The sequence below is a fragment of the Gemmiger sp. An194 genome, from assembly GCF_002160145.1.
Lineage (GTDB): Bacteria > Bacillota > Clostridia > Oscillospirales > Ruminococcaceae > Allofournierella.
In genome coordinates, this window is the sequence record NZ_NFKA01000012.1 from 50,234 (window position 1) to 63,749 (window position 13,516).

At 63.2% G+C, this 13,516-nt stretch carries 15 protein-coding genes; 4 read left to right on the plus strand and 11 right to left on the minus strand.

Features of this window, described 5'->3' with window-relative positions:
• Positions 1–90: 90 nt before the first annotated feature.
• Entirely contained in the window at positions 91–1,071 is a 981-nt protein-coding gene (locus B5F28_RS08840) for a LacI family DNA-binding transcriptional regulator (protein ID WP_087295339.1), read from the minus strand.
• Between the two features lie 130 nt (positions 1,072–1,201).
• Here B5F28_RS08840 and B5F28_RS08845 point away from each other — a divergent pair, with 130 nt between their 5' ends.
• Together B5F28_RS08845 and B5F28_RS08850 are read left to right on the plus strand one after the other, a co-directional pair.
• The gene (locus tag B5F28_RS08845; RefSeq protein WP_343212754.1) at positions 1,202–2,167 is read left to right on the plus strand and encodes a nucleoside/nucleotide kinase family protein; all 966 of its coding nucleotides are present in this window, start codon (positions 1,202–1,204) and stop codon (positions 2,165–2,167) included.
• 33 nt (positions 2,168–2,200) lie between these two features.
• Complete coding sequence (locus B5F28_RS08850) at positions 2,201–3,907, plus strand: alpha-amylase family protein (RefSeq protein WP_087295341.1); 1,707 nt, start codon at positions 2,201–2,203, stop codon at positions 3,905–3,907.
• 132 nt (positions 3,908–4,039) lie between these two features.
• Here B5F28_RS08850 and B5F28_RS08855 read toward each other — a convergent pair whose 3' ends face one another.
• Positions 4,040–5,326, minus strand: a complete 1,287-nt coding sequence (locus B5F28_RS08855; RefSeq protein ID WP_343212755.1) for an L-cysteine desulfidase family protein — start codon at positions 5,324–5,326, stop codon at positions 4,040–4,042.
• Between the two features lie 293 nt (positions 5,327–5,619).
• On the opposite strand from B5F28_RS08855, the gene B5F28_RS08860 reads away from it, so the two are divergent.
• The gene (locus tag B5F28_RS08860; protein ID WP_087295343.1) at positions 5,620–6,246 is read left to right on the plus strand and encodes an ABC transporter ATP-binding protein; all 627 of its coding nucleotides are present in this window, start codon (positions 5,620–5,622) and stop codon (positions 6,244–6,246) included.
• A complete protein-coding gene (locus B5F28_RS08865; RefSeq protein WP_087295345.1) occupies positions 6,243–7,016 on the plus strand; it encodes an ABC transporter permease in 774 nt (257 codons plus the stop codon). The genes B5F28_RS08860 and B5F28_RS08865 overlap by 4 nt, the downstream gene beginning before the upstream one ends.
• A gap of 67 nt (positions 7,017–7,083) precedes the next feature.
• Here the strand turns inward: B5F28_RS08865 and B5F28_RS08870 are convergent, their stop codons facing one another.
• The 9 genes from B5F28_RS08870 to B5F28_RS08910 all read right to left on the minus strand — a co-directional run bounded on the left by B5F28_RS08870 (position 7,084) and on the right by B5F28_RS08910 (position 13,488).
• On the minus strand, positions 7,084–7,896 hold the full coding sequence (locus B5F28_RS08870; RefSeq protein WP_087295347.1) for a zinc ribbon domain-containing protein: 813 nt from the start codon (positions 7,894–7,896) through the stop codon (positions 7,084–7,086).
• Positions 7,897–8,271, minus strand: coding sequence for a hypothetical protein (locus B5F28_RS08875; RefSeq protein WP_087295349.1), 375 nt, complete (start codon positions 8,269–8,271; stop codon positions 7,897–7,899).
• Entirely contained in the window at positions 8,258–8,785 is a 528-nt protein-coding gene (locus B5F28_RS08880) for an RNA polymerase sigma factor (RefSeq protein WP_087295351.1), read from the minus strand. Before B5F28_RS08880 ends, B5F28_RS08875 begins: the two co-directional genes overlap by 14 nt.
• Positions 8,786–8,956: 171 nt before the next feature.
• Entirely contained in the window at positions 8,957–9,616 is a 660-nt protein-coding gene (locus B5F28_RS08885; RefSeq protein WP_087295353.1) for an alpha/beta fold hydrolase, read from the minus strand.
• 104 nt (positions 9,617–9,720) lie between these two features.
• The gene (locus B5F28_RS08890; RefSeq protein WP_087295356.1) at positions 9,721–10,479 is read right to left on the minus strand and encodes a TIGR03915 family putative DNA repair protein; all 759 of its coding nucleotides are present in this window, start codon (positions 10,477–10,479) and stop codon (positions 9,721–9,723) included.
• On the minus strand, positions 10,458–11,786 hold the full coding sequence (locus B5F28_RS08895; RefSeq protein ID WP_087295358.1) for a putative DNA modification/repair radical SAM protein: 1,329 nt from the start codon (positions 11,784–11,786) through the stop codon (positions 10,458–10,460). The genes B5F28_RS08890 and B5F28_RS08895 overlap by 22 nt, the downstream gene beginning before the upstream one ends.
• A gap of 173 nt (positions 11,787–11,959) precedes the next feature.
• Positions 11,960–12,151, minus strand: a complete 192-nt coding sequence (locus tag B5F28_RS08900) for a hypothetical protein (protein WP_087295360.1) — start codon at positions 12,149–12,151, stop codon at positions 11,960–11,962.
• Between the two features lie 30 nt (positions 12,152–12,181).
• A complete protein-coding gene (locus tag B5F28_RS08905; RefSeq protein WP_087295364.1) occupies positions 12,182–12,805 on the minus strand; it encodes a histidine phosphatase family protein in 624 nt (207 codons plus the stop codon).
• Positions 12,806–12,873: 68 nt separating this feature from the next.
• Positions 12,874–13,488 (minus strand): LexA family protein, encoded by a 615-nt coding sequence (locus B5F28_RS08910; RefSeq protein WP_087295366.1) that lies wholly within the window; start codon positions 13,486–13,488, stop codon positions 12,874–12,876.
• Positions 13,489–13,516 lie beyond the last annotated feature (28 nt).

A 13,516-nucleotide genomic window follows, 5' to 3' on the forward strand; every position in this document is an offset into this window, starting at 1 on the left:
AGCGAGAGCATATTTTGTATGCGGGGCGAAATGTCAAACGATTGACATTTCGCCCCGCATCTTTTATGATGAGGGAGGAACAGGAGCGCTTCAGGTGCTCTGGCGCTGGATCAGCTGCACCGGGAAGACCCTTGCTTCCGGCGCACCGGCGTTTTCGCCGGCCACGATCCGCTCCACTGCCCAGCGGCAGATGTCATCCACCGGCTGGTGGATGGTGGTCAGGGGCGAGGTGGTCAGGCAGGCGAGATCGGTGTCGTCGTAGCCCACCACCTTCATCCGGCCGGGCACATCGATGCCCTGCTGGCTGCAATATTGCAGCACCTGGGCGGCAATGATATCGTTGGACGAGAACACGCCGTCCACCTCCGGGTGCTCCTGGAACAGCTGGTGGATCAGCGGCTCGTAGCGCATGGCGATGAAGTCCCGCTCGCTGGCGTCCACCATCACCGGAGGTTCGGCCCCCCGCTCGCGGCACACATCGCAGAAGCCCACCCAGCGCTTGTTGGCGTCCATCTCGATGCCCGCGCTGCCGCTGATGTAGGCAAGCCGCCTGCAGCCCCGGTCCAGCAGATGCTCCGCCGCCAGCCGGCCGCCGGTGTAGTTGTCGGCGCAGGCGCTGGGCACCGAATCCGCCAGGGTGCGGTCGATGGTGACCAGCGGCAGGTTGGCCAGGTTCACATGCTGGGAAAGGTTCTGGGTGTGGCTGGCCAGAATGACCCCCGCCACCTTGTTGCTTTTCAGCATGTGGAAATATTCCACCTCTTTGTTCACGTCCAGGTCGGACACGCACAAAAGCAGCTTGTAGCCGCTGGCGCACACATGCCGCTCCACGCAGTCGATCACCGCGCCGAAAAAGAAGTGTTTAGCCGAGGGCACGATCAGCCCGATGAAGCTGCTCTTCTGCTTGATGAGCGACTGGGCCAGCTCGTTGGGGTGGTAGTCCAGCTCCTCCATGGCCGCCAGAATCTTGGCGCGAGTCTTTTCACTCACGTTGACCCGGTTGTTCAGCATCCGGGAAATGGTGGTCACCGTCACGCCGGAAAGGCGCGCCACATCTTTTAAAGTTGCCATAGGGCCGTTGCTCCTCTCGCCGCGAAATTTTCCTTTTTATTATCCCACAGCGGCGGGGGGCAAGTCAAACGGGCCTTTGCAGATACCAAACAAGTTTTCATCCATTCCAAAGCGCAAAGGAGAACGTATTATGAACAACACGCTGCTGAACACCCTGAAGGCTGCCCGCGAGGGCCTGGCCGAGCGTCTGGATTCCATGACCCTGCCCGCCGAGATCCCCCACGGCGACATGCCCGGCGACAAGGTGCTCATCACCGAGAGCCACGTGGCCAAGGCCAAGACCATCCTGCCCGTTCTGGTGGACAAGATGATCGCCGCTCTGGAGAATAAGCCCCTGCAGCGGTGCGTGATCAGCGTGTGCGGCGGCTCCGGCGTGGGCAAGAGCGAGACCGCGTCCCTGCTGGGCTGGTACCTGGGCCAGCTGGGCGCGAAGAGCTATATCCTCTCCGGCGACAACTACCCCCACCGCATCCCCGAGTACAACGACGCCGAGCGTCTGCGCGTGTTCCGGGACTTCGGCCTGAAGGGCCTGGTGGCCTCCGGCCTGCATACCGCTGAAATCAGCGAAACGCTCCATGAGCTGATGGAAGCGGACAAGGACGCTGACCCGGCTCTGTGCGGCGAATACAGCTGGCTGAGCGTTTACCAGGCGGCGGGCCGCCGTGGCCTGAAGGGCTACCTGGGCACCCCCAATGAGATCGACTTCGACCGGGTGAACGGCATCATCGCCCAGTTCCAGGCGGGCGCGGAGCACATCGCCCTGAAGCGGATGGGCCGCCGCCCCAGCGAGCTGTGGACTGAGACCGTGGACTTCTCCGCCACCAGCGTGCTGATCATCGAGTGGACCCACAGCAACAACGACAACCTGGCCGGTGTGGACCTGCCGGTGCTGCTGAACAGCACCCCCGCCGAGACCATGGCCCACCGCCGCGAGCGCAACCGGGACGGCAAAGTGGACAGCCCCTTCACCACCATGGTGCTGGAGATCGAGCAGGGCCTGCTGGCCTCTCAGGCCCACAAGGCGGCTGTGATTCTGTCCAAGAGCGGCGAGCTGCTCAGCTACGCCGACTACCAGGCCCTGATGGCCAACGCCTGAGCGGCGCAACAAGAGAGAAAGGGGAACAGAGCAATGGAAAACAAAATCGCACTTTCCGCCGGTGTGATGCTGAACGCCTACCCGGACAGCATGGGCGGCACTCTGGCCGACATCGTGGCCCTGCTGGGCCGGGGCGAGATGAAGGGCGCCTTCGATGCCTTCTACATCCTGCCCAGCATCTTCAACACCGATCTGGACCGGGGCTTCTCGGTGATCGACTACAACCTGAACGAGTGCTACGCCGGTCAGGCCGATCTGGACGCGCTGCGCCGCCTTGGCATCGATTTGAAGTTCGATCTGATCCTGAACCACGCCTCGGTGCTGTCGCCCCAGTTCCAGGACCTTTTGAAAAACGGCGAGAACTCCCGCTATAAGGACTTCTTCATCAACTGGAACAAGTTCTGGGCCGGCCACGGCCAGATGACCGAGGAGGGCTACATCCAGCCGGACGCGGAGAAAATCAAGGACATGTTCTTCCGCAAGCCCGGCCTGCCCATCCTGATGGTGCGCATGCCGGACGGCAGCGAGGTGCCCTACTGGAACACCTTCTATCAGGAGGTGCGCTACCGCAGGGTGGACGCCAGCGAGCTGGTGGAGAGCCTGGGTATCCAGTATCAGGCGGCCAGCCGCATTGCGGACCTGGTGAACGCGGCGCTGGAGCGGGGCGAAAAGCCCGCCGCCATGGACTTCGGCGCATTCCAGGCCCACAAGGCCGCGGTGGTGGACCATCTGGAGAGCCGCCGTAGCTATCTGGGCCAGATGGACCTGAACGTGGCCTCGCCGCTGGTATGGGAGTTCTACGACGAGACCCTGCACAAGCTGGCGGACTACGGCGCGAAGATCATCCGTCTGGATGCCTTCGCTTACGCCCCCAAGACCCCCGGCGCAAAGAACTTTTTGAACGAGCCGGACACCTGGCAGATGCTGCAGCGGGTGGGCGGCATTGCTCAGCAGTACGGCCTGAGCATCCTGCCCGAGATCCACGCCAGCTACGGGGAGAAGACCCACGAAAAGCTGTGCGAGACGGGCTGCATGACCTACGACTTCTTCCTGCCCGGCCTGATTCTGGATGCCTTCGAGCATAAGAACTTTGAATATCTGGTGCGCTGGATCGACGACATCCAGCAAAAGGGCATGCGTGTGGTGAACATGCTGGGCTGCCACGACGGCATCCCCCTGCTGGACCTGAAGGGCCTGCTGCCCGAGGAGCGCATCCAGGCCATGGTGGAGACCCTGAAGGGCCGCGGCGGTCTTGTGAAGGACCTGCACGGCGCGAAGAACATGTACTACCAGGTGAACTGCACCTACTACAGCGCGCTGGGCGAAAGCGACCGGAAGATGCTGATGGCCCGTGCCCTGCAGCTGTTCATGCCCGGCAAGCCCCAGGTATGGTATCTGGACCTGTTCGTGGGCAAAAACGATCTGGAGGCGGTGCGCCGCGGCGGCGGAGCGGGCCACAAGGAGATCAACCGCACCAACCTGAGCCTGGAGGACGCGGTGGAGAAGCTGGAGCAGCCGGTGGTGCGCCGCCAGCTGGAGCTGCTGCGCCTGCGCAACAGCTGCCCCGCCTTCGGCTGGGACGCCAAGCTCACCGTGGAGAACCCGGCTCCCGCCCAGCTGACCCTGCGCTGGGAGAAGGAGGGCCACACCGCCGCGCTGACCATGGATCTTGCCGCCGAGCGCTTTGCCATTGAGGTGGGCGAGAACGGCAGCACCGAAGTGGTCTTTCAGGAGGGCTGAGCCGCCCGAAGCGCATTCTTTTGACAATTCCTCATTTCTGCAATCATAAAAGGCCCGGGGCCGCGTGGTGTTCTGCCACGCGGCCCCGGGTCTTCTTTTCTAATGGAATGAATTTTCGGGGAAGAGGGGCGATCAGCAGCCGGAGCCCTGATCGATCATAATGCGCAGGATCTCGCTGTCGGTCTCGCGCATGCCGTCGGCGGCCATGCGGCCGATGCTGGCAATGGTCTTTTCCACGTTTTCCTTCACCAGACCCTCGCCCGCGCCGAAGGTATTGCCGTCCAGCGACATCTCGTGGCCCAGAATGGCCGCGTCCACCGAGGTGGCGATCTTGGCGGCGCAGCTGCCCTTGGCACCGTCGCACACGATGCCGGAGGCGTTGGCCAGCGTGTTGGTGATGGTGCGGCTGATGGCGTCGTAGTCGCCGCCGTGCAGGTAGGTGATGCCCGCGCCACTGCCGCAGGCCGCGCACACCGCACCGCAGAAGGCGCTCAGCCGGCCGATGCCCCGCTTCTGCAGCAGGGCGGTCAGGTTGCTCAGCACCAGCGCCCGGTACAGGGTCTCCTCGGTGGCGGCCAGGTACTTGGCGTACACGATGATGGGCACCGAGCAGGTGATGCCCTGATTGCCGCTGCCCGAGTTGATGACCACCGGCAGCACACAGCCGCCCATACGGGCATCGCTGCCCGCAGCGGCCAGCGCCCGGGCCCGCACCCGCACGTCGCCGCCGTAGTGGCGCATCAGGGTGGCGCCCACCCGGCCGCCGTAGGCATGGGTCATGCCCTCCTGAGCGATGCGGGTGTTGTATTCGATCTGCCGCTTGATGATGGGGCGGATGTCGTCCAGCACAACGGTGTTGGCGAATTCCAGAATGTCTGCCAGATTCAGGGCATCCAGATCGGTGTCGTCCTCGTCGGCCACCGCCTCCACCTCCTTGTAGAACAGGCGCTCGCCGTCCCGCTCAATGCGCACCACGTTGGTGTGCTCGTCCCGGATCTCGGCCAGTGCGGTGTGGCTGTCGCCGCTGATCTCCACAATGATGTGCAGGCGGGAGGGGGTGTCCAGCAGTTCCACGGTGCAAACATCCTGAGCCAGCATCCGGCGGGTGGCCTCCAGATCGGCGGGGCCTACCTTGCTCAGCACCTCCAGACCCAGCGAGGCGTTGCCCGCCAGCGCGCCCAGCACGGCGCTGGTATCGATGCCGCGCATGTTGCCGGTGGTGGGCACGATCACGCCCTTGGCGTTCTTGATGATGTTGCCGCTGCATTTCACCAGCAGGCGGCGGGGCTCCTCGCCCAGCACCTCCCGGGCCTTGGCGGCCGCCAGCGCGATGGCAATGGGCTCGGTGCAGCCCAGCGCGGGCACCAGCTCGCGGGTGAGGATTCGAACATAGGTATCGTAAACAGTACGGTCCAGCATTTTGTTTTGCGCTCCTTTTTATCGAGTGGTCTGCATGCCGCTCCGATTCGCCCGGCCGGCTGCTGCGCGGCGGGCGTTAGGAAAAAGCATGTCCGCTGAAAAAATCATACACCTTTGTGCCCCCGCGCGCAAGGATGGATGCGCGCCATGCCCCCGGAAGTGTAAAAACAGCAGAATGTCTGCATTCCGCTGGCCCCCTCTTGCGAAAACGGGCCGGGTGGGGTATAATCGGCAACAACGCCGGGTGGATGCACCCGGCGCAAGCTTTGTGCAAAAAAGGAGGCAAGGCCGCCATGTGCCTGCTGCATGTGAGCGCCGGGACTGAATTCCAGGACCTGGTGCGCTACCCGGAGATATCCATCCGGGAACATTCCATGACCTTTATCACCGGCCCCAGCGGCTGCGGCAAAAGCACCCTGCTGCGGCTGCTGAACGCCACCGTTCTGCCCACCGCCGGGCGCATCGAATACAAGGGCAGCCCTCTGGGCGGCCTGCCGGTGCTGGACTACCGCAAGCAGGTGCTGCTGGCTCCCCAGCAGGTGTACCTGTGTGAGGGCAATGTGGCCGACCAGTTCGCCTTTTTCTATGGCGCGCGGGGCGAGGCGTGCGTGAGCCGGGCCGAGATGGTGAACGCGCTGGAGATCTGCCGCATGCCTCTCTCGCCGGAGGACAGCTGCGCCAATCTTTCCGGCGGCGAGCGCCAGCGGGTGTTTTTGTCCATCTATCTGTCCGCCCGGCCCAAGGTGCTGCTGCTGGACGAGCCCACCGCCGCGCTGGATGAAGTGACCGCCCGGGAGTTTCTGGGCAATCTGAAGGCGGCCTGCCGCCAGCGGGGCACCACGGTGGTGTGCATATGCCACAGCCGCTCGCTGGTGGACGAGTTTGCCGACCAGGAGATTCGATTGGAGGCGAGAGCATGAACAGCGGAATCGTACAGCTGCAGCTCTGGCAGTTTTCTCTGATCTACTTATTGCTGATTGTCGTAATCGCCATCATGAAGAAGAGCGGGGTGGAAAAGACCCGCCTGCTGGTGGTGGCCAGCGTGAAGATGACGGTGCAGCTGGTGATCGCGGGCCTTGTGCTGTCTTACATTTTCCAGAACCCGAACCCGATGTTCGTGGTGGTGTATCTGGCGGTGATGGTGGGCTTTGCGGTGCATCGGGTGCTCAGCGGCAATCCCGGGCTGAACCGGCGGTTTCAGGTCATCATCACGGCCTCCATTGCTTTGAGCGGCGTGTTCGTGCTGGCCTATTTCGTCTGCGCGGTGGTGGGCGAGAACATTTTCAATCCCCAGTACACCATCCCGCTGGCGGGCATGCTCATCGGCAACACCATGACCGGCATCTCGCTGGGCATCAAGACCTTCCGGGAGAGCCTGCAGGGCCAGAGGGCCCGGGTGGAGGCGCTGCTGGGCTTCGGCGCGTCGCCCCGGGCGATTTTGCAGCCGCTGGCAAAGCAGGCGCTGGAGACCGCTCTGCTGCCCACCCTCAACTCCATGGTGGGCATGGGCATCGTATCGCTGCCCGGCATGATGACCGGCCAGATTCTGTCCGGCACCCTGCCCACCACGGCCATTCTGTACCAGATCGCGGTGATGATCGCCATCTGCACCGTGGTTACCGCGGCCAGCTTCGGCTCGCTGTTTCTGGGCATGCACACCCTGTATGACCAGAAAAATCAAATATTGTGACGATTTTATACAAATAGTAAAAGCCTGAGCGGTTCAGCCGAGCCGCTCAGGCTTTTTGCGTATTCGTTTATTCCACCCAGACGTGGCCGGAAATATCGGTAGCGCCCTCGTTCACCAGCTGCAGGTCCACCTGCCCGGCGGTGCAGCCGTCCAGCGGGATGGCCACCGGCTGGCTCTCGGCGCGGGAAAGGTCGATGCTCTCCACCAGCTGGCCGTCCTGGCTGATGTTCAGCAGCAGCGGGCCGCCGGTGCAGTCCACATTGGCCATCAGGGTGCGGGTGTCCGGGTCATCCAGCGTGAAGGTGGAGTCCAGATGGTAGCCGTTGCTGGATTTGTTCATGGTGAAGGTCCACACCCCTTCGTTGTGGTTTTGAAGATTAAGCAGTGACCAGCCGCTGTTCACGCTGAAGGACGAGCCACGAATGGGCAGAGAGGTGGATTCCGTAGGGACGGCGCTACTGCCGGCATTCATCATGAGGGCAAAGAGGGCCACGAACGTGAACACCACGCTCAGCATGGAAAGAACACCCGTGACGATGGCTCCCTTTAAAAAGCCGCTCATTTTGCGGCGGGGCAGGGGCTGGCCGTACTGCTCGTTGGCCGCGCCGCAGGCTTCACAGTACCGGGCGGTGTGGGGAATGGGCGTTTGGCAGCTCTGGCAGGGGAGCATGGTCTGCTTGCGGCCGAAGGCCAGGTAGAAAATCAGCGCGATGATGGGGCTGGCGAAAATGCAGATCAGCACCCAGAGCACCGGGTCCTGGCCGTGGAGCTTTGCGTCCCGATACAGCCAGATGGCCAGCAGCACCAGAAAGGCAAGGCTGGATGCCATGCAGAGGAAAATCATCAGAAAAAATACAATGGGAAGAGCGGTTGCAGTCATTTAAAACCCCTCCTTTTTTCGAGTCCGTTTGGGCAGATAGATGGTGGTGGCGGCGCGCAGGTCCGCCATGTGCAGGCTGATGAGGGTGAGCGCTACGCCCCCCACCGCCAGCCAGGCCAGCGCAAAAGAGGCCAGATGGGCCCACAGCGGCATGATGGGCAGCGCGAAGATCACCGCGGGCACCCCGCAGACGATGAAGTTGGCCACCATGGGCAGCCACCAGAGCGACACCGCCCGGGCATCGGGCTGGGTGTCCAGCTGCTCCTGCCGCTGCCACAGCTTGGCCTTCAGGGCCGCGTCCAGCTCCGGCGCGGGGCCGGGGGCGGGGGCGTGCAGCTGGGATTGCAGGGCCTTGTCCAGATCAAAGTGTTCCATAGCCTTGGGCCTCCATTTCCTTTTTCAGCAGTTGCCGGGCCTTGTGCAGCCGGCTTTTGATGGTGCCCACCGGGGCTTTTTCCATGCGGGCGATCTCCTCCAGATTCCAGTCGAAGCCGTAGGCCAGCGTGATGGGAATGCGCAGCTTCGGGGGAAGCCGGTCCACCGCCGCCAGCAGGGCCGCGCTCTGGGCCCGGTTTTGTGTGGCCTGGGCCGGGTCGTCCGGCGCGGGCGGCTCGGGGGCGTTGTCGCCGTCCAGCTCCACCGGCCTTGCAATGGCCAGCCGCCGCCCGGCCTTGCGCTGTTCGTTTTTGAAGATGCCGCCTGCCAGGCTGAACAGCAGCGCCCGGGGATTGCTGCGCTCGTCCAGGGTGAGGGTCAGCTCCAGGCATTTCAAAAAGGTCTGCTGATACAGATCCTCCGCCTGCTGGGTCCGGCCGGTGAGCCGGTGGCAGTAGCGGTAGATTTCCGGCCCGAAGCGGTCCACCAGGCGGGCTACCTCCTCCGCGTGCATCGCGTCCTCTCCTCTCTTTGAAAAAATGCCATGGCGCCGGGGGCGTTTGGTTCATCCCCCTTGCATTCTGTGATCGTCGCGAAGCGGGCGGCGGTTCACATTTTTTGAAAATTTTCCGCAAAAAAGCGCGTTCCTCTTTTGCAAGGGGAACGCGCCGGGATTGTTTGCAGGTCAGCCCCGCAGAAAGTTTGCCATGGCGGGGTAGAGCTTGTCGCTGTGGACCACATAGCTGCCGTGGGTCTCGCCGGGCAGGATCAGCAGCTTCGCCCCCGGAATGGACCGGGCGATGCGCCGGGTCTGGGTCTCGTCGATCAGGTCCTTTTCGCCCGCCAGCACCAGCGTGGGAGCGGTGATGCCGGTGAGCTGCCAGCCCGCCAGATGGGGCTGGGTGAGCATCAGGTCCAGCTTGGGGTCCGGGGAGATGCGGTTCTGCACCCGCATCAGGGTGCGCCAGGGCTGCTTGATGCCCGCGGGGGTCATGTTGGCCCCGGCCACCACCAGCCTGCCGGGCAGCTCGGGCCAGCGCAGCGCCACCAGCAGCGCCACCACGCCGCCGTCCGAAAAGCCCACCAGCGCGGGCTTTTCCAGCCCCTGCTGCCGGATGAAGGCGGCCACGTCCTCGGCCATCTCCCGGTAGGTGAGGGTGGGCACCGGGTCGCTCTTGCCGTGGGAGCGGCTGTCCAGCGCGTAGACGGTGTAGGACCGGGCCAGATCCTTGATGGCCACGTCGAAGATGGTGTGGTCCTCGCCGTTGCCGTGCAGCAGAATCACCGGTCGGCCGCTGCCCTCCTTATGATAAAAAAGTTTTAAGCCGTTCACGATGGCATACATGGGGCATCGCTCCTTTGCATTGGGATTCCGTGGTGTTTTTTCTTATTATACCATCGGCCGATGCAGGAAAAAGCAATAAATTGTTAAGGCCGGGGCAAAAATGCTCACAGCTCCTCTTTCAGCTCGGTCATGTTCACCCAGTACCGCTTGGGGCAAAGGCTCCGGCGCAGGGCCGGATTCTCCCGGGCGGCGATGGCAATGGTCTTGTAAAACCGCTTCCACAGCTCCTGATACGCCACTTCTTCGCAGGAAATTTCCGGGAAGGGGGGAGCGGAGTCCAGCTGGGCGTAGCTGGCCTTGCCCTTCTGCCACAAAAGAGCCGCGCCGTGGGTGGCGTCGTAGAGGATGAAATCCTCGCCGGGCAGCCGCTGGCAGAAGTGCAGCCGTAAAAGGGGCAGCACATAGTGCTTGGGGGTGATGGTGCCGCCCAGAAAGTCGCCGTAGTCCTGAAAGCGCACAAAGCCGGTGAGCAGGTGTGCCTCGCCGCACACCGCTTTTTCCAGCGCCAGCACCGGGGCCACGTCCTTGTGGCCCGCCATGAACATCACGCCCGGGCCCACCCGGTAGCCCAGCCGCAGAAACCGCAGGATCAACAGCTCTTTCTCCTCGCTGCCGGAAAGAAAGGCGTGGGCCACGCAGCTGCGCGCCCCCTTGCCCAGTTTTTTGGGCAGGCTGGCATCCACCCGGCGGGCCTTTTGCGGGTCGGTCTCGATGAGCTTTTCCGGGAAGAGGGTGGCCATGGGGCTGGAATGGGGCAGGATGGCAAAGGGAATTTCGTGGGCGTACACGCTCTCGAACACACAGCAGAGAAAGCCCTCAAAGCTGCCGTCGTACCGGTAGACTACATCCGCTTCTCGATCCATGAAACCGCCTCCTCCTTTGCCGCTTCAAGGCCCGGCCTGCCCGCGCTGAGCATGGGGGCAAGGTCCGGGGCAAACAGGCTCAGCTGCTGGGCCCCGGCGGCGAACACACCGGAATCCACCAGCGCCGCCGCGATGCTTCGGCGGCCGAAGCCCGCCGCGCCGGAAAAGCCCTTGCAGCAGATGAAATACTGGGCCCGCTTGAGCACCACGCCCATCCGGCGCAGCTCCTCCAGACCCAGTGCCCCCTGACGGCGGGCCTGCACGATGCGCCGGACGCTTTTCGGCCCGATGCCCGGCACCCGCAGCAGCATGGACCGGTCAGCCCGGTTCACGTCCACCGGGAACTGGTCCAGATGCTGGATGGCCCAGTTGCATTTGGGGTCCAGGAAGGGGTCGAAGTTGGGGCTGGCATCGTCCAGAATCTCGTCCGCCGAGAAGTCGTAAAAGCGCAGCAGCCAGTCCGCCTGATAGAGCCGGTGCTCCCGCAACAGGGGCGGGGGTGTGTTCAGGGCGGGCAGGCGGCTGTCCTGCGCCACCGGGATATAGGCCGAGTAGAACACCCGCTTGAGCTGATATTTGTGGTAAAGGCCCTCGGTGAGCTTTAAGATCTGCCGGTCGGTCTCCGGCGTGGCGCCCACGATCATCTGGGTGCTCTGCCCGGCGGGGGCGAATTTCGGCGCGGAGCGGTAGACCGTCAGCTCCTGGCGGTTTTCGTCCCGGACGCGGGCGATCTGGCTCATGGGGGCCAGGATGGCCGCTTTTTTCTTGTCCGGGGCCAGGCGGCCCAGACTGGCGGCGCTGGGCAGCTCGATGTTCACGCTCAGCCGGTCCGCCAGAAGGCCCAGCCGGTGGATCAGTGCCGGGTCTGCCCCGGGAATGGCCTTGGCGTGGATGTAGCCCCGAAAGTGGTATTCGTTCCGCAGCAGCTCCAGCGCTTTAATCATCAGTTCGGTGGTGTGGTCGGGACTGATGAGCACCGCGCTGGACAGAAACAGACCTTCGATGTAGTTGCGCCGGTAGAACTGGATGGTCAGCTCCGCCAGCTCCCGGGGGGTGAAGGCGGCCCGGGGCAGGTCGTTGGAGCGGCGGTTCACGCAGTAGGCGCAGTCGTAGGCGCACACGTTGGTGAGCAGCACCTTTAACAGGCTCACGCAGCGGCCGTCCGCCGAAAAAGTGTGGCAGCAGCCGGGGGCCACCGCGCTGCCGATGCTCCCGGCCGCGCCGCCCCGGTCCACCCCGCTGGAAGTGCAGGCCACATCATATTTGGCGCTGTCCGCCAGAATGGTGAGTTTTTCCATCAGGTCCATGCCCGGACCCCTCCTTTCTCTGGTTGGATTTGAAATAATAGGAGTGTTCACGAAAGCGAAGAAAGAAGCAAAAAAGGGAGAAAAAGGGCAAAAAAGGCGCAAAAAAGAAAGCCCCATGCGGCGCACGGCAAAACCAATGGTTGGATGGGGCTTTTTGAAAAATAAAGACAGGGTTATTTTCGGTTGGTTTTGGAGCGAATCCAGCTTGCCAGGATCACCAGCTCAAAGGCCAGAAAGGACCCGGTGGCCACGGTAAGGGCACCCTCCGGGGAGAGCCCGTTCAGAAAATCATGCAGAAGGGCCGCCCAGACCAGATACAGCAAAACAACGCCCAGACCGGCCAGAATGGGAAACAGCAGCTTCATGGCGGGGTTCCTCCTCGTGCCGCCCGGCAATCACTTTAAGTATTTTTCCAGATAGTTCGCGCTGGTGGGGCCGCTGGTGCTTTTGAGCACAAAGCGCTCGCCCTCCAGCTCCAGCTCGGCGGCGGCGCAGTTGCCCAGGCCCACGCTCCAGTAGTCCTTCATATCAAGGCCCAGCTCGGCGGTGAGCAGAGCGTGCAGCGCCGCGCCATGGCTCACTGCCAGCACGGTCTGGCCCCGGTGGGCCTGTTTCACGTAAGCCGTAAAATCGCTCACCCGGGCCATCAGAGCGGGCAGGCTCTCGCCGCCCGGGGCGGGCACAAAGTGGGCCGGGTCCGCGAAGAAGGGGGCGAAGTCGTCGCCCAGGGTGCGGGGGGCCTTGCCCTCCCAGTCGCCGAAGGCGATCTCCTTGATGCGCTCGTCGGTGCGTACTTTTTCGGCGGGCCAGCCGCTCACCAGCACGGCGGTCTCCACCGCGCGGCTTAAGGGGCTGGAATACACCGCGTCAAACTGCACGCCGGAAAGCCGCTGCCGGGCTTCCTCGGCCTGGCTGCGGCCGGTGTCGTTCAAAGGGATGTCCGTCTGACCCTGCAGACGGCCCGCCAGATTCCAGTCGGTCTGGCCGTGGCGCACAAGATAAAGCCGGGTAGGCTGCATGGGAATTTCCACTTCCTTCTATCTATAGTATAAGGGCGGCAGGGAAACCGGGGGAGAAAAGGGCAAAATTACCACTTGGCCTTGGTCTCAACTACCTTGCCCGCGATGAACAGCTGGTTGAGCTCCTCGCCGCGGATCACCTTTTCCTCATAGGCCGGGTTGAAGGGCTGCAGAATCACCGCGTTGCCCCGCTGAATGTACTTTTTCAGGGTGCCCTCCCCCTCGCCGAAGACCATCACGCCCAGGTCGCCGTTTTCCAGGGTGGGCTGGCGGTGCACCAGAGCCAGGTCGCCGTCCTGAATGCGGGGCTCCATGCTGTCGCCCTTGACCACCAGATAAAAATAGTTGGCGGGGTCCTTCACGCAGGCGTATTCCACCCCGTAGTCCTCCTCAAAGGCCAGCGAGCCGTAGCCTGCCCGCACGGTGCCGATCACCGGGATGGGGCTTTCCGCATAGGGCAGGGAAGGGGCCGCGGGTTCGGCGGGCTGCTCGCTGATGCCCAACAGGTAATCCGCCGAGGTTTCCAGCAGCTCGGCCAGACGGGCCAGAGTAGCGGGGTCCGGCGAGGAGCGGCCGGTCTCCCATTTGCCCACCGCCTGCTGGGTCACGCCCAGATGTTCGGAAAGGCTTTTCTGGCTCAGGCCCAGCTCCTTGCGCAGCTGCTTCAAGCGTTGTGGGAACATGTGTGAACACTCCTATTACAATAAATTT